General features: G+C 63.2%; 24 protein-coding genes. 11 read left to right on the top strand and 13 right to left on the bottom strand.

Annotated features, from left to right (window positions below):
• Positions 1 to 126: 126 nt before the first annotated feature.
• From M1E12_RS17525 to M1E12_RS17515, 3 genes are read left to right on the top strand one after another with little or no spacing between them, the layout of a single operon-like run.
• Entirely contained in the window at positions 127 to 888 is a 762-nt protein-coding gene (locus M1E12_RS17525; RefSeq protein ID WP_113461450.1) for a DUF3108 domain-containing protein, read from the top strand.
• Between the two features lie 33 nt (positions 889 to 921).
• The gene (gene yddG / locus M1E12_RS17520) at positions 922 to 1,800 is read left to right on the top strand and encodes an aromatic amino acid exporter YddG (protein WP_479562742.1); all 879 of its coding nucleotides are present in this window, start codon (positions 922 to 924) and stop codon (positions 1,798 to 1,800) included.
• A gap of 11 nt (positions 1,801 to 1,811) precedes the next feature.
• Positions 1,812 to 2,453, top strand: a complete 642-nt coding sequence (locus tag M1E12_RS17515) for a lysoplasmalogenase family protein (RefSeq protein ID WP_479562741.1) — start codon at positions 1,812 to 1,814, stop codon at positions 2,451 to 2,453.
• Positions 2,454 to 2,462: 9 nt separating this feature from the next.
• Here the strand turns inward: M1E12_RS17515 and M1E12_RS17510 are convergent, their stop codons facing one another.
• Both M1E12_RS17510 and gloB read right to left on the bottom strand, forming a co-directional pair.
• Positions 2,463 to 2,885, bottom strand: coding sequence for a cupin domain-containing protein (locus M1E12_RS17510; protein WP_479562740.1), 423 nt, complete (start codon positions 2,883 to 2,885; stop codon positions 2,463 to 2,465).
• The gene (gene gloB, locus M1E12_RS17505) at positions 2,885 to 3,655 is read right to left on the bottom strand and encodes a hydroxyacylglutathione hydrolase (protein ID WP_113461446.1); all 771 of its coding nucleotides are present in this window, start codon (positions 3,653 to 3,655) and stop codon (positions 2,885 to 2,887) included. The genes M1E12_RS17510 and gloB overlap by 1 nt, the downstream gene beginning before the upstream one ends.
• A 91-nt stretch (positions 3,656 to 3,746) precedes the next feature.
• Between gloB and M1E12_RS17500 the strand changes: the two genes are divergently transcribed.
• The 3 genes from M1E12_RS17500 to M1E12_RS17490 all read left to right on the top strand — a co-directional run bounded on the left by M1E12_RS17500 (position 3,747) and on the right by M1E12_RS17490 (position 6,643).
• Entirely contained in the window at positions 3,747 to 4,499 is a 753-nt protein-coding gene (locus tag M1E12_RS17500) for a class I SAM-dependent methyltransferase (protein WP_113461445.1), read from the top strand.
• A gap of 117 nt (positions 4,500 to 4,616) precedes the next feature.
• Complete coding sequence (hisC, locus tag M1E12_RS17495; RefSeq protein ID WP_479562739.1) at positions 4,617 to 5,720, top strand: histidinol-phosphate transaminase; 1,104 nt, start codon at positions 4,617 to 4,619, stop codon at positions 5,718 to 5,720.
• The gene (locus tag M1E12_RS17490; protein WP_479564909.1) at positions 5,702 to 6,643 is read left to right on the top strand and encodes a prephenate/arogenate dehydrogenase family protein; all 942 of its coding nucleotides are present in this window, start codon (positions 5,702 to 5,704) and stop codon (positions 6,641 to 6,643) included. The genes hisC and M1E12_RS17490 overlap by 19 nt, the downstream gene beginning before the upstream one ends.
• 10 nt (positions 6,644 to 6,653) lie before the next feature.
• On the opposite strand, the gene M1E12_RS17485 is transcribed toward M1E12_RS17490, so the two are convergent.
• Positions 6,654 to 7,664 (bottom strand): DUF2125 domain-containing protein, encoded by a 1,011-nt coding sequence (locus M1E12_RS17485; protein ID WP_479562738.1) that lies wholly within the window; start codon positions 7,662 to 7,664, stop codon positions 6,654 to 6,656.
• Positions 7,665 to 7,712: 48 nt separating this feature from the next.
• Here M1E12_RS17485 and M1E12_RS17480 point away from each other — a divergent pair, with 48 nt between their 5' ends.
• The gene (locus M1E12_RS17480) at positions 7,713 to 8,234 is read left to right on the top strand and encodes a gamma-glutamylcyclotransferase (RefSeq protein ID WP_136539591.1); all 522 of its coding nucleotides are present in this window, start codon (positions 7,713 to 7,715) and stop codon (positions 8,232 to 8,234) included.
• A gap of 30 nt (positions 8,235 to 8,264) precedes the next feature.
• On the opposite strand, the gene M1E12_RS17475 is transcribed toward M1E12_RS17480, so the two are convergent.
• From M1E12_RS17475 to ftsE, 4 genes are all read right to left on the bottom strand, one after another.
• Positions 8,265 to 9,047, bottom strand: coding sequence for a lysophospholipid acyltransferase family protein (locus M1E12_RS17475; RefSeq protein ID WP_310242928.1), 783 nt, complete (start codon positions 9,045 to 9,047; stop codon positions 8,265 to 8,267).
• An 81-nt stretch (positions 9,048 to 9,128) separates the two neighbouring features.
• On the bottom strand, positions 9,129 to 9,851 hold the full coding sequence (locus M1E12_RS17470; RefSeq protein ID WP_374725522.1) for a YdcF family protein: 723 nt from the start codon (positions 9,849 to 9,851) through the stop codon (positions 9,129 to 9,131).
• A 76-nt stretch (positions 9,852 to 9,927) separates the two neighbouring features.
• Positions 9,928 to 10,926 carry a cell division protein FtsX gene (locus M1E12_RS17465; protein ID WP_136539595.1) on the bottom strand — a complete coding sequence of 333 codons (999 nt, stop codon included), beginning with the start codon at positions 10,924 to 10,926 and terminating at the stop codon, positions 9,928 to 9,930.
• Complete coding sequence (gene ftsE / locus M1E12_RS17460; protein ID WP_102020914.1) at positions 10,919 to 11,578, bottom strand: cell division ATP-binding protein FtsE; 660 nt, start codon at positions 11,576 to 11,578, stop codon at positions 10,919 to 10,921. The genes M1E12_RS17465 and ftsE overlap by 8 nt, the downstream gene beginning before the upstream one ends.
• Positions 11,579 to 11,778: 200 nt before the next feature.
• Here ftsE and M1E12_RS17455 point away from each other — a divergent pair, with 200 nt between their 5' ends.
• From M1E12_RS17455 to M1E12_RS17445, 3 genes are all read left to right on the top strand, one after another.
• A complete protein-coding gene (locus M1E12_RS17455) occupies positions 11,779 to 12,441 on the top strand; it encodes a hypothetical protein (RefSeq protein ID WP_479562737.1) in 663 nt (220 codons plus the stop codon).
• Between the two features lie 80 nt (positions 12,442 to 12,521).
• Positions 12,522 to 13,064 (top strand): hypoxanthine phosphoribosyltransferase, encoded by a 543-nt coding sequence (hpt, locus tag M1E12_RS17450; protein ID WP_113461438.1) that lies wholly within the window; start codon positions 12,522 to 12,524, stop codon positions 13,062 to 13,064.
• A 150-nt stretch (positions 13,065 to 13,214) separates the two neighbouring features.
• On the top strand, positions 13,215 to 13,574 hold the full coding sequence (locus M1E12_RS17445; protein ID WP_479562736.1) for a response regulator: 360 nt from the start codon (positions 13,215 to 13,217) through the stop codon (positions 13,572 to 13,574).
• Positions 13,575 to 13,656: 82 nt separating this feature from the next.
• On the opposite strand, the gene M1E12_RS17440 is transcribed toward M1E12_RS17445, so the two are convergent.
• From M1E12_RS17440 to argH, 4 genes are all read right to left on the bottom strand, one after another.
• Positions 13,657 to 16,338: a TIGR02302 family protein gene (locus tag M1E12_RS17440; RefSeq protein ID WP_479562735.1), complete on the bottom strand. Its 2,682-nt coding sequence runs from the start codon at positions 16,336 to 16,338 to the stop codon at positions 13,657 to 13,659.
• A gap of 133 nt (positions 16,339 to 16,471) precedes the next feature.
• Entirely contained in the window at positions 16,472 to 17,740 is a 1,269-nt protein-coding gene (lysA, locus tag M1E12_RS17435; RefSeq protein ID WP_479562734.1) for a diaminopimelate decarboxylase, read from the bottom strand.
• A gap of 13 nt (positions 17,741 to 17,753) precedes the next feature.
• Entirely contained in the window at positions 17,754 to 17,942 is a 189-nt protein-coding gene (gene lptM, locus M1E12_RS17430) for an LPS translocon maturation chaperone LptM (RefSeq protein WP_229575016.1), read from the bottom strand.
• Positions 17,943 to 18,063: 121 nt separating this feature from the next.
• A complete protein-coding gene (argH, locus tag M1E12_RS17425) occupies positions 18,064 to 19,467 on the bottom strand; it encodes an argininosuccinate lyase (RefSeq protein WP_479562733.1) in 1,404 nt (467 codons plus the stop codon).
• Positions 19,468 to 19,491: 24 nt separating this feature from the next.
• On the opposite strand from argH, the gene tlpA reads away from it, so the two are divergent.
• A complete protein-coding gene (gene tlpA, locus M1E12_RS17420; RefSeq protein WP_479562732.1) occupies positions 19,492 to 20,154 on the top strand; it encodes a thiol:disulfide interchange protein TlpA in 663 nt (220 codons plus the stop codon).
• A gap of 27 nt (positions 20,155 to 20,181) precedes the next feature.
• Here tlpA and M1E12_RS17415 read toward each other — a convergent pair whose 3' ends face one another.
• Positions 20,182 to 21,717, bottom strand: a complete 1,536-nt coding sequence (locus tag M1E12_RS17415) for an EAL domain-containing protein (protein WP_479562731.1) — start codon at positions 21,715 to 21,717, stop codon at positions 20,182 to 20,184.
• 136 nt (positions 21,718 to 21,853) lie between these two features.
• Positions 21,854 to 22,876: a sulfate/molybdate ABC transporter ATP-binding protein gene (locus tag M1E12_RS17410; RefSeq protein ID WP_479562730.1), complete on the bottom strand. Its 1,023-nt coding sequence runs from the start codon at positions 22,874 to 22,876 to the stop codon at positions 21,854 to 21,856.
• Positions 22,877 to 22,922 lie beyond the last annotated feature (46 nt).

The raw sequence follows: 22,922 nt of genomic DNA, 5'->3' as shown, positions 1-22,922 counted from the left end.
CGCGTCAAGCCAAACCTTGGATTTTCCGGGCTCAAGGCGCTCTAGGATATTTTCTTGCCACAGTCCACCGCGACTATGCATGCTATCGAAGCCGGATCGCCGGCATTCCCCTGATGGAGATGGTCCTTGCGTCCGACCGGTCTGGTTACCGCCTTTCTCGTCCTGATCGCCGGTGTCGGCCAGGCCGCCGATTATCGCTACGACACGTCCTACAGCGTGTCGCTCGGCGTGTTGCCGATTGCCCGCATGACCTTCGAGACGGAAGTCTCGGGTGGCCGCTACACCATCTCCGGGCGGTTTCACTCCTCGAGCCTCATCGACATCGTCCGCGAGGTCTCCGCCGACAGCAGCGTCTCCGGCCGGATGACAGGCGGCGTCATGCGGCCCGAGCGCTACGTGCTTGGCTACAAGAGCGGCAAGCGCAAACATGTCTACGAGGTGCTGTTCTCCGAAGGGAATGTCGTCGAGACCCGCGTGACACCGGAACGGCCGAAGCCGAAGTCCTGGGTGCCGGTGCCGGCTGCCGATCTGCGTGCCGTCTTCGATCCCATCGGCGCCTTGCTCATTCCCGGAGATGCCGACGTCTGCCAGCAGACGCTGCCCGTCTATGACGGTGAGAGCCGGATGGATCTCGTGCTCTCCCCGAACCGTTCCGAGCGCTTCTCGGCGGGCAAGGCCAAGGGGGATGCGATCGTCTGCTCCGTCCGCTACGTGCCGAAGTCCGGCTATCGCAAGGGCCGCAAGGACATCGAATATCTGAAGTCGGTGACCGGCATGGAGATCTGGTTTGCCAAGACCGCGACGCTGAAGCTATATGCTCCGGTCTATGCGAAGATCCCGACCCGTTACGGGACGGTGCATGTGACCGCAGAAAAGTTCGACGGCTAATTTCAGCGGGCGGGCCCCGCATCAGGGGATTTCATGAAGACCAAGGCAACGCTCATCGGGTTCACCGCGATCCTGATGTGGTCCTTTCTCGCCCTTATGACGGCGGCTTCGGGCACCATGCCGCCCTTCCAGCTTTCGGCGATCACCTTCGCCATCGGCAGCCTGCCCGGCATTCTCCTGTTCATCGCGCGGCCGGCGCGCCTGAAGGAATTGCGCCAGCCGCCCAAGGTCTGGCTTGCCGGTGTCGGCGGCCTCTTCGGCTATCACTTCCTCTACTTCACGGCGCTCCGAAATGCGCCAGCCGTCGAGGCGGGCCTGATCGCCTATCTCTGGCCGCTGTTCATCGTCGTCGGATCGGCGCTTCTGCCGGGCGAGAAGCTCGGCTGGCACCACATCGTCGGCGCGCTTGCCGGCCTCGCCGGTACCGTTCTGATCATCGGCAAGAACGGTTTTGCCTTCGATCCTGCCTATAGCCTCGGCTATTTCACGGCCTTCCTCTGCGCCTTCACCTGGGCTGGATATTCACTCATCAGCCGCAAGTTCGAGAAGGTGTCGACCGATGTGGTCACCGGCTTCTGCCTTGCGACGTCGATCCTCTCGCTCTTCTGCCATCTCGCACTCGAAACCACCGTCTGGCCCGATACGGCGTCCCAATGGGCTGCCGTCGTTGGCCTCGGCCTTCTTCCGGTGGGACTTGCCTTCTACGTCTGGGACTACGGCGTGAAGAATGGCGACATCCAGATCCTCGGCGCCTCAAGCTATGCCGCGCCGCTCCTGTCGACGCTGATCCTGATCATTTTTGGGTTTGGCGAACTTAGTGTCAGAATTGGCCTGTCATGCCTGCTCATCACCGGTGGCGCGGTGCTCGCGGCTCGCGATATGGTTTTTCGGAACAAGGAACGGCCGAACTGACGGAGAACTGAATGGCAAGTGCGACCGGCATCCTCTGGCTCTCGGTCGCGCTCGGTACCAGCTATCTCTGGATCCTGCCGAAGGACAAGACCGTGTTCCGGGCCGTCTGGAAGACGGCGCCCGTACTGCTTCTTTCGCTCTATGCCTATCTCGTCGAGGCGCATCCATTTCTCGTCGCTGCCCTTGCGCTCGGAGCGCTGGGTGACTGGTCGCTCGCCTTCGAGGGCGATCGTGCCTTCATCGGTGGGGTGGGCTTCTTCCTCTCCGCGCATATTGCCTATGTGGCGCTGCTTGCCACCATCGCCGATCCTGCCATTGCCATGGCGGATGCCTGGAGGCTCGTTGCCGGAGCGCTGGTGGCGCTTCTCACCTTCGGCGTGCTGATGCGCATCTGGAGGCCCGCGGGCCGCATGGTACTGCCGATCGGCGTCTACGTCCTGCTCTTCATGGTGCTCGTCTGGCTGACACTCGGCCTTGCTGATCCGCTGGTTTTCATTGGCGCAACGCTGTTCATCTTTTCCGATATCGTCTTGACCATCCGGAAATACTGGACCGGGCCGGATCACCCGATCGACAGCGCTGCCGCCTATGTCGTCTGGGTCACCTATTATGCGGCGCAGGTCATCCTAACGCTGACGCTGTCGGAAACCTGAACCTTCGGATCAACGGCCGGGTGCCCAGCCGGGCGGCGCCATCTCGAAGGCGGAGAAGTCGAAACCCGGCGCCACCGTGCAGCCGACCAGGGTGAAATCACCGAGGCTTTCTGCCGATTGCCATTCATCCGCATCAATGATCGCCTGTGGGCGCTGGCCGGCCGCAAGATCGAGACCAAGCGTCACCGTCTCGTGCGATACGCCGTCCTTGGAGCGATGCAGGGCAAGCGGCGCACCGGCGTAGTAATGCCAGGCTTCTGCCGCATCCTTCACCTTGTGCCAGTGGGACCGCTCGCCCTTCTGCAACAGGTAGTAGATCGCGGTGGAATGACCGCGCGGACCGCCGTTTTCGTCCCGGTAGGTTTCCACGTACCAGCCACCCTCGGGATGACGCTGCATGCCGAGGGTCTCGATGATGTCGGCTGCCTGCATCAAAAGGCGTCCTTGCGCTTGCGGATTTCGGCGAAGACCTCATCATTGGTCGCGCCTTCCATGCCGAGCGTGCGGCGGATGTCCGGATCGCCGGCGCGCAGGAAGGGGTTGGTCTCCTTCTCCAGACCGATCGTGGTTGGAATGGTGAAGTCGCCGCGCTTGCGCTGCATCTCGATCAGTTCGGCACGGGAGCGCAGGCGGGCGTTTTCCGGGTCGACGGTCAGCGCAAACCGGGCATTGGAAAGCGTGTATTCATGACCGAAATAAACGATCGTCTCATCGGGCAGGGAGGCAAGCTTCTGCAGCGAATGCCACATGTCCATGGCCGAGCGCTCGAAGAGCCGCCCGCAGCCCAGCGCAAACAGGGTATCGGCGGCAAAGAGCAGCATGTCCTCGGGCAGATGGTAGCAGATGTGTCCTGCGGTATGGCCGGGCGTTTCGATCACCCGCACCGGGCGATTGCCGAAGGTGAACTCGTCACCGTCTCCCACGGTGCGGTCGATGCCCGGAATGGCCGCTGCCTCGTCACGCGGACCGATGATCTCGCAGCCGTATTTTTCCTTCAGCGCCAGGTTCGCTTCGACATGGTCACCGTGGTGATGGGTGGTGAAGATATGGGTAATCTTCCAGCCCCGCTTCTCCGCCGCCTTGACGATCGGATCGAACTCCGGAGCGTCGATCGTTGCCGTTTCCCCCGTCTCAGGGCAGTGAAGAAGCACGCCGAAGTTGTCACTTCGGCAGAGGAATACCTCGATCTGCAGTGATTTCATTGTTGATCCGCTTTTTTATGTCCCACCTCGTTGCCTCGAATGTAGCCTCTCGCGGCTTGATCTCCAAGGATGGGCTGCTAACAATAAGTTCATGCATGTCGATATCGTCGATCTAAGGCAGTTCTATTACACGATGCTGGGTCGCGTGGCGGAGCAGTCGATCGCGATGGCGCTGTCCTCGGTCTGGGCGCGCCTTCCGCAGGAGCGGCTGGTCGGCCTCGGCTATTGCACCCCTTTCCTTGACCGCTTCCGTGCCGATACCGAGCGCACCATGGCCTTCATGCCGGCCGGGCAGGGGGCGGTGAACTGGCCGCTCGGCGAGCCCTCTGCGACGGCCCTGGTATTCGACGAGGAGTTGCCGCTGCCGGACAGTTCCGTCGATCGCGTGCTGATGGTCCATTCGCTGGAATTTGCCGAGAACCCGCGCGAGACGCTGAAGGAGATCTGGCGCGTGCTCGCTCCCGGTGGCCGGCTGGTCATCGTCGTGCCGAACCGTCGCGGCGTCTGGGCGCGGATGGAACATACGCCTTTCGGCTCCGGTCGACCCTATTCCCGCGGGCAGCTGACCTCGCTGCTGCGCGAGACCAATTTCACCCCGGGCGCCTCTGCGGAAGCGCTCTTCTTCCCGCCGTCGAAAATACGCGCGATCCTGAGGCTGAGGCGCGGTTTCGAGCGCCTCGGCCGCATCCTCTGGCCGGCCTTTTCCGGCGTCATCGTGGTTGAGGCCCAGAAGCGGCTCTATCAGGGTCTGCCGGTCGCCTCGCGCGCGTCTCGCCGTGTCTTTGCTCCGGTGCTCGCGCCCCAGGGCGTGCCGACCACCCGCGTCCGGCCGCCAAAGGTGTAAAGCGCGCTTCGCTCTCGCTGCTGCGCTCGCCGCCTCGACAAATCCGGCTTTCCGCAGTAATCCCAAACCCCTCAGAAGGGGCGGCCTCCTACCGCCCGAAGGTCGGGAATGCGCCTCATGAATGCCTCGACAAAGCCAGTCCCCCGTTCGGGAGTGATGGATATCGCCGCCTATGTTCCCGGCAAGGAGCATGCGGGTGGGGTCGCGCGCGTCTACAAGCTCTCGTCAAACGAGACCCCGCTCGGCGCAAGCCCGAACGCGATCGCGGCATTCAAGACGGCGGCCGAAAAGCTCGAGCTTTATCCCGACGGACAGGCCCGTATGCTCCGGGATGCAATCGCCGAGGTGCATGGGCTGAACTCGGCCAACATTCTCTGCGGCAATGGTTCGGGCGAACTTCTCTCCCTGCTTGCCAATATCTATCTTGGTCCCGGTGACGAGGCCATCATCACCGAGCATGGCTTCCTGCTCTATCGCATCCAGATCCTTGCGGCCGGCGGTACGCCGGTTACGGTGAAGGAGACCGACCGGCGTGTCGATGTGGATGCGATTCTCGCTGCCGTCACCGAGCGCACGAAGATCGTCTTCCTGACCAATCCCGGCAATCCCACCGGCACCTATGTACCCTATGCCGACATCAAGCGGCTGCATGCGAGCCTGCCTGCGCATGTCATCCTCGTTCTCGACGCGGCCTATGCCGAATATGTTCGCCGCAATGACTACGAGGCCGGGATCGAACTCGTCTCCGCTAACCGCAATGTCGTGATGACCCGCACCTTCGCCAAGGTGTATGGGCTGGCAGCCCTGCGCATCGGCTGGATCTATGGCCCGGCCGAGATCATCGACACGATGAACCGGGTGCGTGGGCCGTTCAACATCAACACGCCGGCGCTCCTGGCCGGAGCCGCGGCGATGCGCGATCAGGCGCATGTCGCGACAGCCGTCGCGCAAAATCAGCTCTGGCTTGCCCGCGTTTCGCAAGCGCTGACGGCCGTCGGTCTCGAGGTCACGCCGTCGGTCACCAATTTCATCCTGATCCACTTCCCCGACAGCGACGGAAAGCGGGCGTCGGATGCCGACACCTTTTTGACGGAACGCGGCTTCGTCTTGCGCGCCGTCTCGTCCTATGGTTTTCCCAATGCTCTCCGCATGACGATCGGCAGCGAAGAGGCCAATGTCGGCGTGATCGCTGCCCTCACCGAATTCATGGAACGCACGTGATGTCTGAAATCCTGTTCGACCGCATCGCCCTGATCGGCATCGGCCTCATCGGCTCGTCGATCGCCCGCGACGTCAAGAAGCTTGGGCTGGCGAAAGAGGTCGTCATCTCGACCCGCAGCCTAGAGACGCTGAAGCGGGCGGAAGAACTGGAACTCGGCACTTCCTACGTCGCCTCCGCTGCCGAAGCCGTCAAGGATGCGGATCTCGTGATCGTCTCCGTGCCTGTCGGTGCCTCGGAGGCCGTGGCCCAGCAGATCGCGCCGCACTTGAAACCCGGCGCCATCGTCACCGATGTCGGCTCGACCAAGGCATCCGTCATCGCGCAGATGGCGCCGCACATGCCTAACGGTGTTCATTTCATCCCGGGCCACCCATTGGCGGGTACTGAAAAGTCGGGTCCGGATGCCGGCTTCTCCGGCCTGTTCAAGGGCCGCTGGTGCATCTTCACGCCGCTCGAAGGCACGGATGCGGATGCGCTCGCGCGGTTGCGCGGCTTCTGGGAAGCGCTGGGGTCGATGTGCGACGAGATGGATCCGCAGCACCACGACAAGGTGCTCGCCATCGTCTCGCACCTGCCGCATATCATCGCCTACAACATCGTCGGCACGGCCGATGACCTGGAGACGGTGACGGAATCGGAAGTCATCAAGTACTCTGCCTCGGGCTTCCGTGATTTCACCCGTCTTGCCGCCTCGGACCCGACCATGTGGCGGGATGTTTGCCTGCACAACAAGGACGCGATCCTGGAAATGCTGGCGCGCTTTTCGGAAGATCTCGCCTATCTGCAGCGGGCGATCCGCTGGGGCGAGGGCGACAAGCTGTTCGAGCTCTTCTCACGCACCCGCACCATCCGCCGCTCGATCGTCCAAGCCGGCCAGGATGTCGACGTGCCGGACTTCGGACGCCACGCGCTCGACAAGTAAGGGCTTTCCGTCAGAGCGGCGGGATCTGGCCGAGCGGGATGAAGCCGAGCGCGGCGACGCCGTTCTGGATGGTGATCTCGGCCTCGCTGTCATCGCGGCCGAAGGCAAGCGCTCTGAGCACGTTCGCGACGTTGTCGATCATGTCGGACTGTTCCGGATAGGCGGTCTTCATGGCGTCGCGCCAGGCCTTGATCTGCTCGACTTCCACCTTGATGCGCCCGGAGATAAGGCCGTCTTCGCCCACTTCGAAGGGTCCGCTGAGCGTCAGCACACGTCCCTCGCCGAGGTCGACCACCATGCGGCGGATCTCGCCCTTGGTGCCGTAGAGCCGCTGCTCCTGCGCGACGCGCGGGTCGAGCAGGCCGCCCTTGTCGGCGAAGGTGGCGTCGAGGCTTGCCGAAACCGGCGGCAGGGCGATCTTCGTGCCGTCGATGGAAACCGAGACGTCGCGTACGAGTGTGGCGTAATCCAGATTGCCTTCGTTCTGGCGGACATGCGATTGCGCACTCGGCGCCGTCACCTGCAGCTGCAGGCTGGAGACGGTGGAGGTCACCGTGGCGTTGAGTCCTTCCATCATCAGCGAACTGCGCGACAGCCCGGACAGTCCGATCTTGAAGCTCGACTGCATGTTGGTCCAGTCGAGCGCCGTGTTGAAGCCGAGCGCCGAGCGGATCTCGGCCGGTCCATCCAGCTCCCAGACCACATGGCCCGGATTGTAGATCTGGGCTGCCGCCCGCACGGGGCCGAAGGACGCGGCCACACCCTGGAAGTGATCGTCGAAGGAGAGGCGCGAGCAGTTCAGCCGGAACCGGAAGGGATAGCCACCCATGTCCGCATTCTCGCATGAGGCGGTGACACCGGCCGGATTTCCGCCGGCGAAGAAGGTCAGGATGCGATTCTTCAGATATTCGGCTGCGAAATACCACCCGACGCTATAGACAGCGATGACGAGGACGATCAAAACGCCCAGCCGAACAACCTTTCGGCTGACCGGGCTTTGCGAGTCGGTCGACATGGCCATGGGTTACTCCTCGTTGCGATCAGGCGAATTGTTGGATTGGCGTGCGATATGGACGAATTTTGGGTCTTTGGCTACGGCTCGCTGATGTGGAATCCCGGCTTTCCCTATGAGGAGCGGGTGCTGGCCCGGCTCGGTGGCTATCGTCGTGCACTCTGCGTCCGGTCCTATGTCCATCGCGGCACCGAAGAGCGTCCCGGCCTCGTTCTGGGTCTCGACCGCGGCGGCTCCTGCAAGGGTGTAGCCTTCCGTGTCTCACCATCCGATTGGACCGCCACCGTCGACTATCTGCGCGAGCGCGAGCTGGTCACCAGCGTCTATCTCGAGCGCCATGTCCGCACCCTGCTTGCCGATGGTCGCGATGTCCGCGCGCTCACCTACGTCATCGACCGGGCCCATCCGCAATATGCGGGCGCCGTCACGGTCGAGGAGGCCGCCCGGATCGTCAAGGCTGCCGTCGGGCGGTCGGGACCCAATCCCGTCTACGTCGCCAACACCGTTGCCCATATGCGCGAACTCGGCATCCGCGATCAGTGGCTTGAAAACGTGGCGTCACAGATCGCGCGAGACTGACCCGCACAATCGATCGTTGAGGGAATGCGCTCAGAGCGCTCCGAGTTCCTTCAGCCGGTTCACGGCCGTTGCCGGCAGCGGCAGCTTCGGGTTCTCCTTCGCCGTCTTGATCAGCAATTCGTCGCTCGCCGCCTCCAGCCGCTGCATCAGCGTTGCATGCATGACGTCGGGATCAAGCCCCGGCTCGATCGGCGGCAGGATGCGCACGACAAAATGCCCGGGGAAACGGAGGAACTTGCGGCGCGGCCAGAAAAGGCCAGGATGCATGGCGACCGGCACGACAGGGACATTGATGTCGCGGTAGAGGCGCGCGATGCCATATTTGTATTCGGGCGTCGCACCCGGCGGACGGCGGGTGCCTTCGGGATAGATGATCAGCTGGCGGCCGTTCGCCATTTCGAGCTTGGTGCGCTCGATCACCTGCGCCATGACCTTGCCCTTGGCGCCGCGATTGACCGGGATCATCCGCTGCTTGGCCACATACCAGCCGAAGATCGGGATCCACATGAGTTCGCGCTTCAGGATGTAGACCGGATCGTCCAGCCAGGGCAGCAGTGCGTAGGTGTCCCAGAAGGACTGGTGCTTCGGCGCCAGAATGTAGCCACCTTCCGGAATATTCTCGAGCCCCTCGACCGTGAAGGTCGTGCCGACGATCTTCTCCATCAGCCAATGGTTGGACCGGGCCCAATCCTTCGGCACGAAGAAGGCCTTCTTGCGCGGCAACAAGAAATAGATCGGCGAAAGCACGATCATCCGGATGATCAGGTTCGCATAGAAGGCGGTGTTGAAGAGGATGGAACGCAGCGCAATCATATCGTGAGGCTCTCGAGGGCGGGCGAAATCGTCCTTAGAGCAAAAGTCTCCTCAGCAAAAGCACAAGCTTTCCAGCGAGCGTCAGGATGCCCGACCAGATTCGGTGATTTCCCCCTCGGGGCGCAGGCCCTGGTCACGGCTCCAACCGGTCACGCCACGGATATAGGCGATGACCGTCTTGCCGTATTCGGCCAGCATGGTGCGCATCGCATCCGGCTCGCTGTACCAGGCGCGGGTCTTCAGATCAGAATTGACCACGGGATAGCCGATGAAGTCGGTGTCCGGGTCGCTGCGCCGCAGTTCCATCAGGCTTCGGGCGAGATGGTAGTTGCTGGTGACGACCAGCACGGAGCGGTAGCCCTTGTCGCGGGTCCAGATGGCCGTCTCATTGGCATTGCCGATCGTGTCGATCGCGCCATAGCCAATATCGACGCAACATTCGAAGATCTCGGGCGAAGTGCGTGTCGCCTTGCGGATCTGGCCTGGTGTGGTCTGCGGGTTCACGCCCGAGATCAGCAATCGCTCACCATAACCGCGCCTCAGGAGATCGATCGCCTGCTCGATCCGCTGGTAGCCGCCGGTCAGCACGACGATCGCGTCGGCCTTCACCGTCTCGGGCGGACGCATACTGGTGACCGAATCAGCAAAGATCAGAAAGCCCGCGACCAGAACGGCGGCGCACAGGATGACGAGCATGCCGCCATAGCGCAAAGCCCTGCGTATCAAGCCTTTTCGCGAGAAAAGGCCAGCGCCCGATCCGGGCCGGCCGTTTCGCCACGCTCGATTTGAGGTCATCCGATCCATGCTCATTGCCCGTGAATAGCCGGGATTTCCCACAGCGAACAGGCGGCTTTAAGGCAAGTCAACATGCGAGTTTTGGTCAGTCGTCCAGCAGACCGTCCGTCCGGGCCGGATCCGAGCGGATCAGGTCGATCTCATAGATGGTCCGCATGACCGTCAGACGCGCGGTCAGGGTCGTCAAAAGGGCGATGACGATCATGGTCGCGAAGATGCCGAGATAGCCGCCCCAGCCGATCGTGAAAGTGCCGAAGAGAGCGGTCGCCTGGTCACTTTCCGGGGTTGCCAGCGACCGGCTCTGCCAGAAACTCGCCAGCGCAAAGAAGCTTGCTGCGAGCACAGCGCCCACGGCCGCCCCCTTTAGACTGATCTTCAGAAAGTGCTTCTGGAATTCCTGCGCGACGAAGGTGCCCTCCGCCCCGACAAAATGCAGGACCTCGATGATATGCCGGTTGCCGGACAGGGCACCACGGGTGGCAAAAACGACGGTCAGCACCATGGCGGTGAAGACAAGGATCAGGATGCCCGAGCCGATCAGCACGGTTGTGCGGGCCATCTGCACGAGACGGTCGACCCAGGTGCGGTGGTCGTCGAGGAAGGCCTGCGGCACTTCCTCCTTCAGCAGCGCCCGCATGGCTTCGAAATCGGGCGGATTGGTCTCGTCGATGGTGATGACGATCAGGCGAGGCACCGGCAGGTCATCGAGGTTCAGACCCGTTCCGAGCCACGGTTCCAGCAGACGGGCCGTGGCGCTGTCGTCCATGATCTGCCCGTCACGGGTGCCGACAAAGGTCAGTGCCAGATCGCGCGCCTTGATCAGCGCCGCACCCATGTCCAGCCCTTCCTCGGGCTTGATCTGGATGGTGATCTCGCGGGAGATCTGGCTCTGCCAGCCGGCGGCCGTGGCGCGCACCATGGAGACGGCGCCGAGCGTAAGGCAGGCGAGAAAGGCCATGATGGCGATCACCACCATCAGCGCATTGCCCTGAATGTTGGAGGGCGGCAGGATCGGCCCGGTCGGCCGCACCGTCATCTCGACGCGGCGCTTCTTCTGAGCGGGGTTTTGCGGGATCTCATTCATAGATGTCGAGCCGCCCGTCGGTCAGGATCATCCGGCGCGCATCCACCTGGTCCATCAGCGCGAGATCGTGGGTGGCGATGACCACCGCCGTGCCGAGACGGTTCAATTCCAGGAAGAGGCTCAAGAGCCTGCGCGCCATCGGCGGATCGACATTGCCCGTCGGCTCGTCCGCGAGCAGGATTTCCGGCCGGTCGATCAGGGCCCGGGCGATGGCCACCCGCTGCTTCTCGCCGCCCGAAAGCACTGGCGGCAGAACATTGATGCGCTCGCCAAGGCCCACCCATTTCAGAAGCTCGATGACATCCTGCCTGTAGGTCTGTTCTGCTTTGCCGCGCACCCTCAGCGGCAGCGCCACGTTTTCATAGGTGGTCAGGTGATCAAGCAGGCGAAAATCCTGAAAGACGATGCCCACGCGACGGCGCAACATCGGCAGTTCGCTGCGCGGGATGCTGGTGATGTCCCGGCCAAAGCTGCGGATCAGGCCGCGCGTCGGCTGCAGGGACATGAAAAGCAGGCGCAGAAGCGTCGTCTTGCCGGCGCCGGATGGGCCGGTCAGGAACTGGAACGATCCTTTCGGCAGGTCGAAGGTCAGGTCACGGAGGATCTCCGGTCCCATCCCATAGCGCAGGCCGACATTTTCGAAATGGATCAAAGGGGGCCCAGTCTGACGTGTCCGAGGTCTGGGGCTCGTAAACGAAGATCGTCAACGGCCGGTAAATGTGCGCCGGTGAGCATGGCTTTTTCAGCCCTCTTTCCGAAGCATTAACCATTTGAATTTACGTCTGGTGAGGATTCGTTTCAACCGCCGACTTTCGGGGTATCCGATTTTGGCTGTGCGAAAGGTCCGCATGCATGAGCGCTTTCCGTCACCAGAAGCAGGCCGCTGCCGCGGACTTCGACCTCCTGCCGCCGGACCGTGCCCGCCGACGGATCGAACCCCTCAATCAGCGCATGGGGCGCAGCGACGTGGTCGATGCGCAGTTCGTCACGGTACGGGAACCGCCGCGGCCGTCTTCGCGACCTGCTGCCGCTCAGACAGCGTCGATTCCGCAGATGGCGTCCTTCGACGTCGGCGCCTTCTTCAGCGTCGCGGTTGACGCCATCGAGGCCCGCCTTCAGCGGCTTTCGGATGTCGCGTTCTCGCTTCTTGTCGCCATCGCCTTCGTCTCGATCTTCTCGCTGGCCGGGCAGGTTGTCTTCGGCAGTGGCGAACATCCGGAGATCGAGGCCAAGCCGCTCGACTTCACTCATGTCAACCTGACGCCGCAGGATCGCAACGGCATGCGGGTGCTGTTGCTCAACGCCATCGTCGAGAACCGCACCCAGCGCGAGGTTTCGCTGCCCAAGCTGCGGGCCGACCTCGTGCTCGATGGCCAGGTGATCGCCAGCACCTATATCGAGCCGCCGGTCGCAAGCCTCGATGGCGGCGAGAGCCGCGGGATCGTCACCCGGCTCCAGCATCCTGGTGGAAAAACGCCGGAAGTCCGGCTTTCCTTCGAAGAGGCGGGTGCCTAAGAGGCTCTGGTGTGCTATGGCCCGTGCCTTTCCGGCATAAGCCGCAGAGGCCCTGAAGGTCGACCAGCAAGGAGTTTCCCATGCCCGTTGTTCGCGGAAAGAACATCGAACCGCTCTTTACCGCCGAGCAGATCCGGCAGCGCAATCTCGAGCTTGCGCAGGACATCATGAAGGGTCCCTGCGATGACCTTCTCGTCATCTCGGTGCTGAAGGGCTCCTTCATCTTCGCAGCCGACCTCATTCGTGCGTTGCATGACGTGGGTCTCGCGCCGGAAGTCGAATTCATCACCCTGTCCAGCTATGGCACAGGCACCGTGTCTCAGGGCGTGAAGATCATCAAGGACATCGACAGCGACGTGAAGGGGCGCAACATCCTCCTGATCGACGATATTCTGGAGTCGGGCCGTACGCTGCTGTTCGCCAAGGAACTGATGTATGAGCGGGGTGCAGCCAATGTCACGATCGCCGTCCTTCTCGACAAGAAAGTGAAGCGAAAAGAAGTGTTTGAGGCCGATTATGTGGGCTTCGAATGCCCCGACTACTTCGTCGTCGGCTACGGCATGGATGTCGCCTATGCCTTCCGCGAATTGCCGTTTGTCGGCGTCGTCACCGGCGACGCGTGAGCTGTCCCTGGACGGCACATCTTGCCCTCGTCTGGCAGTGAGCTGTTAACCATCGCGCCGGACTCACCGTCCGGCGTTTACCACTCGACAAGGAAAGTCTGGTGATTTGCCTCTCGCAAGAGTCAATGGACGCGGGAGAAGAATTCAACCATGGCGAGAATCCTCATCACCGAAGACGAAGACTCCCTGCGCTCCTTCGTGGCGCGTGCGCTGCGCCTCGACGGCCACGAGACACATGAGGCCGCCGATGGTGCGGAAGGTCTCGAAAAGCTCTCCGAGTGCGCGTTTGACCTGCTGCTGTCGGATATCCGCATGCCGGTCATGGACGGCATCGAACTCGCGCATCGCGCCCATTCCGAATTTCCGGCGATGAAGATCCTGCTGATGACGGGTTATGCCGAGCAGCGCGAGCGCGCCGACGACCTCTCGGCAAAGATCGTCGACGTCGTGTCCAAGCCCTTCGCGCTTCCGGATATCCGCAAGGCGGTTGCCTCTGCCCTGGCGGGCTGAGCCGGCAACAAACGACACATCGCCGAACAGACGAACGCCCGCTGATGCGGGCGTTGTCGTTTCTGTCGCTCTCTCGTTAGCCTTACTGGATGTCCAGGAGCCGCTCCAGATAGCGCCGTTCGATCTCGGGGCTGGAGTTCTCGCCGAGCTTTTCGCGGATCGCTTCGAGGATCTCCCGGGCGCGCTGCACGTCGATCTCGTCGGGAACCTTGACCTGTTCGCCGAAGTCGGGGCCGTTGGTGGCGCGCGGGCGACCGAGCGGGTCGCGGCCGTTCTGGTTGCCCTGGCCTTGGCCCATCTGCGGACCCTGTCCACCCTGGCCCTGCTGCGCCTGCATCATCTGGTTCATCATGTCGCGGGCGCCCTGGCGCAGGGCCTCCATGGCGCGTCCCTGGCCTTCGACGGCCGGACCGCCCTGACCCTGGCCGAGCGCTTCGCCGGCGCCCTGCATTTCCTGCTGCGCCTCGCCGAAGCCCGGGCCCGGCTCCATGCCGAGACCCTTCAGGCCCTCCTGCAATTCGCCGAGCTGCTGACCCAGCTGATCCTGCTGCTCGCGCAGCTGGCGCAGGGCCTCCCTCAGCTGTTCGGCGGTCATGCCGTCCAGGTTCTGCTGTCCCTGCTGCCCTTGCTGGCCCTGTTGACCCTGCTGGCCTTGCTGCTGCTGACCCTGTTGCTGCTGGCCCTCGGCACCTTCTTCGCCCTGCTGAGGATCGCCACGCTGCATGCGGTCGCGCAGGGCCTGGTCCAGACGGAAGGTCTCGTCCATCAGGCGCTGCTGCTCCTGCATGATCTCGCCGAGCTTGTCGATCTGGCGGCGCGCCTCGCTGTTCTGCTGCTGCTGGCCCTGCTGCGGACGTCCGGCCTGCAGGTTGTTCATCATGCGCTGCAGTTCGGACAGAAGCTGCTGCGCCTGATCGCGATTGCCGGAGCGGGCGAGGTTTTCCAGCTGGTCGAGCATGTTGTCGAGGTCCTGCTGGCGCAGGATGTTCTGAGCATCCTGCTGCGGCTCGCCCTGCTGGTTGGGCATGCGCTGAGCCAGCGCCTGGAGGAATTCCTGCATGGCGGACCGAAGCTCGGCCATCAGCCGCTGGATTTCCTCATCCGTGGCGCCATTCTCCAGCGCATCGGACAAGGCCTGCTGGGCGTCGCGCAGGCGGCGTTCGGCGAGCGACAGGTCGCCGTCCTCGATGCCGAGCGCAATCTCCCAGAGATAGTCTGCCGTGTCCTTCAGCTGTTCCTCGCCGCGCGCCATGTTCATGCGGGCGCGGGCGCTTTCGAGCGCAATGAAGTTGCCGAGGTCGGGAATGGTCTCGTCTGCACGCAGCACGATCGCTTCGTTGAAGGCGATCGCCTGGGACATCTGGCGGGTGTCGAGCGCGAAGATCTGCCGCTGCTCGGCCACGGAGGCTGCAAGCGGTTCTGAGAAGTTGCGCGAGGGCAGCTGCATCTCGATCGGTTCGCTGCGCCCTGTCTGGCCGGCACCATCGGTGGCTACAAGCGTGATCTTTACCATCTGTCCGGCGAGCGGATGTTCGGTGATGTTGCGGCTCGCAACACCCTTGGTGTCGCGGGCATTGTGGCGCGGCAGATCGAGCTTGTAGTCGGGTAGCGGATAGAGCGGGGTCGCGTCCGGCTGCTGCTCCAGCGGCACGATCTCGGCATGGGCCTCACGCAGACCATAATCATCCTTGGCGGTGAAGGCGATTTCGAGCGCACCGTTGATCGCGCGGCGCGGCGTGCCGTCGAAGGCGATTTCCGGAGCCCGGTCCGGCGTCACGCCGATCGTCCAGGTGCGGTCGGCAACGCGCAGTTCGCCGGCCTCGTTGAGTTCCAGCTCGTGGGTCCGTGCCGCCATAGGTGCGCTGGGCGCCGGGGCGGGCGGGGGTGTCGGGACAGCCGTCTGGCTGACTGCGTCCACCTCTGTGCCGGCCGCCTGCTGGCGCGCCGGGTCCTGCTTTTCGGCGACATCGAGGACGGCGCCATCCGACTGCTGGACGAAAAGGACCTTTTCGTCGGACGGACCACCGCTAATGCGTACGGTGATCTTCGACTTCTGCGGTACCGTCACGCCGGCCGCATCCTGGGTGCCGAGGCCGGAGAGGAAGACCGGCGGCTGGCCGGTATAGCCCGGGGGCGTGATCCAGGCGTCGATGCGGATCGTCGGCGCCTCGCTCTCCGGCACATGCTGGCGGAAGGCATCGGCAATCGAGCCGGCACCATTGGAGCCGGAATAGGCGAGGGCGGTGACAAAGAGCAGGGCCGGCACGGCGCGCAGCGCGTAGCGGTCGTAGCGGGCGATATCGGGCTGCGGCAGGCCGGCGTCGAGCGCTGCGATGCGCTCTGCCATGCGCCGCTGGTGCTCCTGCCAGAGCGCGCGGGCAAAGGGTGTCTCGGCGGAGAGCTGGTCGTCCTGCACGGCTACCGGCTGGTGGGCGAGCCCGTTGCGCTCCTCAAGCAGCCGGTCGGCTTCCGCGATGCTCGGCAGCTTGAGCTTCAGGAAGGGCAGGAAGGAGGCGACGAAGGCGAAGACCAGGATGAAGACGATCGCCAGACGGACGAAGTCCGGCACTTCGCGGTAGACGCCGAACCAGGCGAGCGCCACGAAAAGCGCAGCAATGCCGAGGACGGGCAGGAAGAGTGGCAGCAGACGCTCGGCAAAGAGCACGGAGCGGGCGAGCACACGTTTCAGACCGACGCGACGCGCGAGCGTGGGGTCGTCCTTTAAGGCGCCTTTCCTGTGGCCGGCCGGGCGGGAAGAGCTCATCCGTCTGGTCTCCGAGAGCGCCGCGCAACGTCACGGCTGATTGTTCTCGAAGATAGCAGTCTTTGTGGCGAAGACGAGGGCGGCAAGGATGAGGCGAGGGTTTTTCCCGCCTCATCGCCGAATTGTGAATGGATCAGGCCAGCCAGTCGGGCACGCTGTCGAGCGCGATCAGGTCCTCATAGGTCGGACGCGGGCGAATCACGTGGAACTCGTTGCCGTTCACCAGCACCTCCGGCACCAGCCGGCGGGTGTTGTAGGTGCCCGCCTGCACGGCGCCATAGGCACCCGCCGAGCCGACCGCGATCAGGTCGCCGGGTCTCGGCATCGCCATTTCGCGGTCGAGCGCCAGATAGTCGCCGGTCTCGCAGACGGGGCCGACGACATCCGCTTTGATGCGCGGCGCGTTCGCCGCGGAAATCACCACCGGCTTGATCTCGTGATAGGCCTCGTAGAGCGTCGGGCGGATCAGATCGTTCATCGCACCGTCGACGATGACGAAGGTCTTGTCGCCGCCGTCCTTCACATAGATGACTTCCGTCACCAGGATCCCGGCATTGCCGACGATCAGGCGGCCGGGCTCGGTGACGATGCGGCAGTTCAGGCCCGACAGCTGGTCCTTGACGATCCGCGCATAGGCATCCGGCTCGGGCGGCGGGTTGTTGTCGTCCTTGTAGGGGATGCCGAGACCGCCGCCGACATCGACGTGATCGATCGCGTGGCCGTCGCCACGCAGCGTTTCGACGAGTTCGCGCAGCAGGCGGAAGGCATCTTCAAAGGGCTGCAGGTCGGTGATCTGGCTGCCGATATGCATGTCGATGCCGGAAACCTGGATGCCTTCCAGCGTCGCCGCGCGGGCATAGACGGCACGCGCCCGCTCATAGGAAATGCCGAACTTGTTTTCCTTCTTACCGGTCGAAATCTTCGCATGGGTCTTGGCATCGACATCGGGATTGATGCGGAAGGAGACATGCGCCTTTTTCCCGGCCTTCACGGCCCGCTGGTTCAGGACTTCCAGCTCCGGCTCGCTCTCGACGTTGAAGCAGTAGATGCCCGCTTCAAGTGCTAAATCCATCTCGCTCGGCGTCTTGCCGACGCCGGAGAACATGATGCGCTCTGCCGGAATGCCGGCTGCCAGCGCGCGGCGGAGTTCGCCTTCCGAGACCACGTCGACACCGGCGCCAAGGCGACCCAGCGTCTTGAGGACAGCTTGGTTGGAATTGGCCTTCATCGCATAGCAGACGAGGGCATCGACGCCGTCGAAGGCCTTGGAGAAGACCTTGTAGTGACGCTCGAGCGTCGCGGTGGAATAGCAGTAGAAAGGCGTGCCGACAGCGCGCGCGATGTCCGGGATGGCAACGCCTTCGGCGTAGAGAACGCCGTCGCGATACTCGAAGTGGTTCACGGGTTAAGCCCTGTCAAAGAAGCGGATCGAGGAGGAAAGGGGTGTCAGGCGTTTTCTCAGCCTCGACACCGCGCTTGTTCTGCTGGTCGACAGGCGTGCTCGGTGGGTCGAGATCACCCTTTCGGCCGCAGGCGGACAGAGCCAGCGAGGCGGCGAGTACCAGAGAGAGCGTCAGCGTCGTGCGTTTCAGCGAATTCACCATGACCCGGTCCATGAAGATATTGTTGTGCTAGCGTGTACAGAAAAAAGGGGCGCTTGTGCACCCCTGATCTCGTGATGTGTCCCGCATGTGCGCGTGATCGATTGTCCAATCAGTGCCTATGTCAGTTGCGCGCCCGCCACCAGGCGATCTGCTTCCTGACTTCGGACGGCGCCGTGCCGCCAAAGCTCTTGCGGCTGGCGACCGAGGCTTCCACGGTCAGAACGTTGAAGACGTCTGCCGTGATCGCGGAATTGATGCTCTGCAGCTCTTCGAGCGAAAGCTCGGCAAGATCGCAGCCCTTCTTCTCGGCCATGGCCACCGCATTGCCGGTGACGTGATGCGCATCGCGGAACGGAAGGCCGGCTTCGCGCACCAGCCAGTCGGCGAGATCCGTCGCGGTCGAGTAACCGGAACCGGCGGCCGCCTTCATCTTGTCGGTGCGGATGGTCATGTCGGTCACCATGCCGGTCATGGCGGCAATCGCCAGTTCCAGGCTTTCGGCGGCGTCGAAGACCTGTTCCTTGTCTTCCTGCATGTCCTTGGAATAGGCGAGCGGCAGGCCCTTCATCACGGTCAGAAGTGCGATCAACGAGCCGTTGATGCGGCCGGTCTTGGCACGCACCAGTTCGGCCGCGTCAGGGTTCTTCTTCTGCGGCATGATCGAAGAGCCGGTGGAGAAGGCATCGGAGAGGCGGATGAAGCCGAACTGCGGGGTCGACCAGATGACGATTTCCTCAGCGAGGCGCGACAGATGCACGGCGGCAATCGAGGCGATCGACAGGAATTCGAGCGCGAAGTCGCGGTCCGAAACCGTGTCGATCGAGTTGCGGGTCGGTTCGCGGAAGCCAAGGGCCTGCGCCGTCATATGGCGGTCGATCGGATAACCGGTGCCGGCCAGCGCCGCCGCCCCAATCGGGCTTTCGTCCAGGTGTTCGATCGCGTGGCGCACGCGCTGGCGGTCGCGGCCAAACATCTCGACATAGGCCATGCAGTGATGCCCGAAGGTCACCGGCTGCGCCGTCTGGAGATGGGTAAAGCCGGGCATGACAGTGTCGGCATGTTCTTCGGCGCGGTCGAGGAAGGCCGCGATCAGACCGGAGAGGGCCGCTTCCGTCTTCTGCAGCTCTTCCTTGACCCAGAGGCGGAAATCGAGTGCCACCTGGTCGTTGCGCGAGCGGGCGGTGTGCAGGCGGCCGGCAGCGGGACCGATTAGTTCGGCAAGGCGCGCCTCGACGTTCATATGGATGTCTTCGAGCTTGCGCGAGAAGGTGAACTGGCCGCTTTCGATCTCTGACAGGATCGTGTCCAGGCCGTGAAGGATCTTGTCTTTATCTTCGGCCGAGATGATGCCTTGGTGCGCCAGCATGGTCGCATGCGCCTTTGAGCCGCGGATATCCTGGGCGTAAAGCTTCTTGTCGAAACCGATGGAGGCATTTATCTCCTCCATGATGGCCGAAGGCCCGGAGGCGAAGCGACCGCCCCACATCTGGTTGGAGGATTTGGTGTCCTTGATGTCCTCGGCCATGGAATGCCCGTCCTGGAGAATGACATGACAGAAAAAAGACCTGAGCGTCTCTTCCCCACCAAGCTGGTTGCGATCGCGGCGGTGGCCGGCATCGTCGCCGGCGCGGCTGCGGTATACGTGAGAGAGACCATGTCTGGCAATGCCGTGGAGACGGCCGACGCCGCGCAATGCCAGGGTTCTGTCGCAAAGGCCGAGGCGATCACGCCTTACCTGAAGGGCGAAGTGGCAGCGATGATCCCGGTCAGCGAGCCGAAGCTCATCCAGGGCCTGAATTTTCAGGACAAGGCCGGTTCGCCGATGACCATGGCGAACTTCGCCGACAAGACTGTACTGATCAATCTCTGGGCCACCTGGTGCGTGCCCTGTCGCGAGGAAATGCCGGCCCTCAACAATCTTCAGAAGGCGGCCGGCGGGGAAGCCTTCCAGGTGCTGGCGATCAACATCGACACGGGCGACGTCGAAAAGCCCCAGAGCTTTCTCGAAGAGACCGGCGTCGATGCGCTCGGCCTTTACCGCGACGCCTCCATGGGCGTCTTCAACCAGCTGAAGCGCGAAGGCCTCGCCCTTGGCCTGCCGGTGACACTGCTCGTCGACGGCAAGGGCTGCCTGCTTGGCAGCATGAACGGCCCCGCCGCCTGGGACGGTGCGGATGCCAAGGCGCTGGTGACGGCTGCGGCGACGCAGTGAAGCGCCACCGGGGTACCCAGCCCCCGTCTAGGCCGCCTGTGGCATGAGACTTGGGTTCTGCTCCGCCCGGGCGATCAGATCGCTCGTGGACAAAGGCTTGGCGAAGAGATAACCTTGTCCCTCGCGGATGCCGAGGTCCAGCAGCTTGATCCGCTGCTCCTCGGTCTCGATGCCCTCCGCCACCACCTCCATGCCGAATTGCTTCGCAAGCGAAATGAGAGCCTCGACCAACGCCGAGGATTTGCGGTCGAGGACCACGCCGTCGACGAAGTATTTGTCGATTTTCAGATAGTGGGCCTGAAGCGCATGCAGCGAGGAGAGGCCATTATGGCCCGTCCCGGCGTCGTCGAGCGCGAGACGCACGCCAAGCTCCGAGAGTTCCCGCGACACGCGTAGTGCCGCCTGGATATCGGAGATTGGCTGACGCTCGGTGATCTCGATGACCAACTGGCTCGGGTTGAGATTGGCCTGGCTGATCTTCGCGACGAAATGCTCGATGAATAGCGGATCGAGCAGCTGATCGGGTGTCACGTTGAAGGAGAGCTTGAGCTTTGCGTTGTGCCGCAGCATTTCGCCGATTTCGGCGCCCGCCTTGTCGAGAAGGGCGAAGGTCAGTTTGTCGATCCGCTTGCTGGCTTCTGCAAGCGGAATGAAGACGGCAGGCGATACACTGCTGCCATCGGGTTTCGTCCAGCGTGCCAGCATCTCAAATCCCGTCATCTCCCCGGTCGCGAGGCAGAACAGCGGCTGGTACACGGGATGAATGTGGCCTCGCACGAGCGCATCGTCCAACTGGGCCAGAGGCGTCTGCGGGCGGGTCAGGCCTCTTGCGCCGAGATAGCCGAGGCTCAGTGAAAACAGCCCGGCAATCGCGATGAGATCGCTGCTGATCCTGCTGTTCCAGGAGTCGACAACGGCCTCGTCGATCATCAGTCGAACGCGGATCGGATAGCGTTCGGATGCGGTGCCGAATTCCGCAAAGTCTCCCTGCATCTCAGGGAATCCCTCCGGCTGGTAGCTGGACACGACCCTCTGGTCATTCAGCGACATCTCCATGCGGGCGTGCTCGCGCAGTTCCGCCGGCAGGATGTCGAAGAGCAGGCCCGATGTGGCGAGGAAGGCTGTCAGGGCGCCGTCGTCATTCGTCCAACGCACCATCAGACCTTTCCACTCACCGGCTTCAATCGGCGCAAATTCGTAGGTCGGATTGATCGCGGGCAAGGGATTGGCGGCTTCGAGCGCTGCGGAAAATGTCGCTTCATGGGCGTTGTCAGCCCAACAGGTCCCGCGCGGAGAGGAAACGCGGATCTCGCGGATGGACACGGATCGGAACGCGATGTCTTCGATCGCCTTGCTCACGGCAGGCGAACAGCCATAGGGGCCTTGGGCGCCGAGCTCCCCCATGCTGATGACCGCCAGATCGATCTGACGTTCCAGGCGAACCACTGCTGCCTGAAGCATGTCGTCCAACTGCTGTCGATTGGCCTGGGCGATGAAGGAATGGGCGATCAGCCAGAGGCAGCCGGCGACCATGGCTGCGAGCCCGAGGGACGCTGCGGCCAATTTCAGTCGATCTCTCGTCGTCGCGCTGCCAGCCATACTGGTCAGGCTGGCAGGCAAATCTTAAGATTGGCTCAAAGGCCCGCGCTTGGGCCGTCTTAGGCCTGTTCACATTCGGGAGAGAAGAACGCCGCGTGCCTCACAGCGGGTAAATGCGCGGGCGCAGGATCTCGATAAAACCCTGGTCCCCCTTCGTCCTGGTGAAGTCCGGAGAGACATCGAACTCGACGATGGTCGCGTCGGCGGTCTTCGCGAGAACACGGCGCGAACCGGGGCGGTCGAGGACCCGCTGGATGGTGGCCGCCACACCCTTCGTGGCGTCTTCGCTCCAGACAACGTCGGTCGGGCGGAAGAGCAGCTCGGCCGGACCGTCCTTCAGGCCGTCGGCCGCATAGGTCATGTTGGCGACGGTCGCGCGTCCGTTCGATACGGACGCCTTCAGTGCGTTGGTGTCGCCCAGGAAGCGCATGACGAAGGCGTTGGCGGGGTGGCGGCAGACCTCTTCCGGCGTGCCCTGCTGCACGATCTTGCCCTTGTCGAGGATGACGACGCGATCGGCAAGATCGAGCGCCTCTTCCTGGTCATGGGTGACGAAGAGCGTGGTGATGCCGAGCTCGTCGTGAATCGAGCGCAGCCAGCGGCGCAGATCGCGGCGGACATTGGCGTCGAGCGCGCCGAAAGGCTCGTCGAGCAGCAGCACGCGCGGATCGACGGCCAGCGCACGGGCAAGTGCCACGCGCTGGCGCTGGCCACCCGAGATCTGGCCGGGGAAACGTTCGCCGAGACCGGAGAGCTGGACCAGCGACAAGAGCTCCTCGACGCGACGGTCGATGTCGACGCTCGAGCGCTTCACCTTGGAGACCTGCATGCCGAAGGCGATGTTTTCCGCGACCGTCATGTGCGGGAAGAGCGCATAGTGCTGGAAGACGAAGCCGACGCCGCGGTCACGCACCGGAATATCGGTCGCATCCTCCTCGCCGAAATGAATGTGCCCGCCATCGGCATATTCGAGGCCGGCGACCATGCGCAGGATGGTCGTCTTGCCGGAGCCGGAAGGGCCGAGCAGCGCCACCAGTTCGCCGCTCTGGATGTCGAGCGAGACGCCGTGAACGGCACGGAAGGTTTCGAAGGTCTTGACGACGGTGTCGAGGCGAATGTTCACGAATTCTTCTCCGAAGTATTGCCGGCAAGCGTGGTCGGCCGGTTGC

This window comes from Rhizobium sp. K33, from assembly GCF_056501445.1.
Note: the sequence above shows the minus strand (reverse complement) of the source record. Positions and strands in the feature narration are given on the sequence as shown.

Excerpts from the sequence above, each read along its gene's own strand:
- yddG (WP_479562742.1), top strand. The coding sequence starts at position 922 with ATGAAGACCAAGGCAACGCTCATCGGGTTCACCGCGATCCTGATGTGG.
- M1E12_RS17515 (WP_479562741.1), top strand. The coding sequence starts at position 1,812 with ATGGCAAGTGCGACCGGCATCCTCTGGCTCTCGGTCGCGCTCGGTACC.
- M1E12_RS17510 (WP_479562740.1), bottom strand. The coding sequence starts at position 2,885 with ATGCAGGCAGCCGACATCATCGAGACCCTCGGCATGCAGCGTCATCCC.
- gloB (WP_113461446.1), bottom strand. The coding sequence starts at position 3,655 with ATGAAATCACTGCAGATCGAGGTATTCCTCTGCCGAAGTGACAACTTC.
- M1E12_RS17500 (WP_113461445.1), top strand. The coding sequence starts at position 3,747 with ATGCATGTCGATATCGTCGATCTAAGGCAGTTCTATTACACGATGCTG.
- hisC (WP_479562739.1), top strand. The coding sequence starts at position 4,617 with ATGAATGCCTCGACAAAGCCAGTCCCCCGTTCGGGAGTGATGGATATC.
- M1E12_RS17485 (WP_479562738.1), bottom strand. The coding sequence starts at position 7,664 with ATGGCCATGTCGACCGACTCGCAAAGCCCGGTCAGCCGAAAGGTTGTT.
- M1E12_RS17480 (WP_136539591.1), top strand. The coding sequence starts at position 7,713 with ATGGACGAATTTTGGGTCTTTGGCTACGGCTCGCTGATGTGGAATCCC.
- M1E12_RS17475 (WP_310242928.1), bottom strand. The coding sequence starts at position 9,047 with ATGATTGCGCTGCGTTCCATCCTCTTCAACACCGCCTTCTATGCGAAC.
- M1E12_RS17470 (WP_374725522.1), bottom strand. The coding sequence starts at position 9,851 with ATGGATCGGATGACCTCAAATCGAGCGTGGCGAAACGGCCGGCCCGGA.
- M1E12_RS17465 (WP_136539595.1), bottom strand. The coding sequence starts at position 10,926 with ATGAATGAGATCCCGCAAAACCCCGCTCAGAAGAAGCGCCGCGTCGAG.
- M1E12_RS17455 (WP_479562737.1), top strand. The coding sequence starts at position 11,779 with ATGAGCGCTTTCCGTCACCAGAAGCAGGCCGCTGCCGCGGACTTCGAC.
- hpt (WP_113461438.1), top strand. The coding sequence starts at position 12,522 with ATGCCCGTTGTTCGCGGAAAGAACATCGAACCGCTCTTTACCGCCGAG.
- M1E12_RS17445 (WP_479562736.1), top strand. The coding sequence starts at position 13,215 with ATGGCGAGAATCCTCATCACCGAAGACGAAGACTCCCTGCGCTCCTTC.
- M1E12_RS17440 (WP_479562735.1), bottom strand. The coding sequence starts at position 16,338 with ATGAGCTCTTCCCGCCCGGCCGGCCACAGGAAAGGCGCCTTAAAGGAC.
- lptM (WP_229575016.1), bottom strand. The coding sequence starts at position 17,942 with ATGGTGAATTCGCTGAAACGCACGACGCTGACGCTCTCTCTGGTACTC.
- argH (WP_479562733.1), bottom strand. The coding sequence starts at position 19,467 with ATGGCCGAGGACATCAAGGACACCAAATCCTCCAACCAGATGTGGGGC.
- tlpA (WP_479562732.1), top strand. The coding sequence starts at position 19,492 with ATGACAGAAAAAAGACCTGAGCGTCTCTTCCCCACCAAGCTGGTTGCG.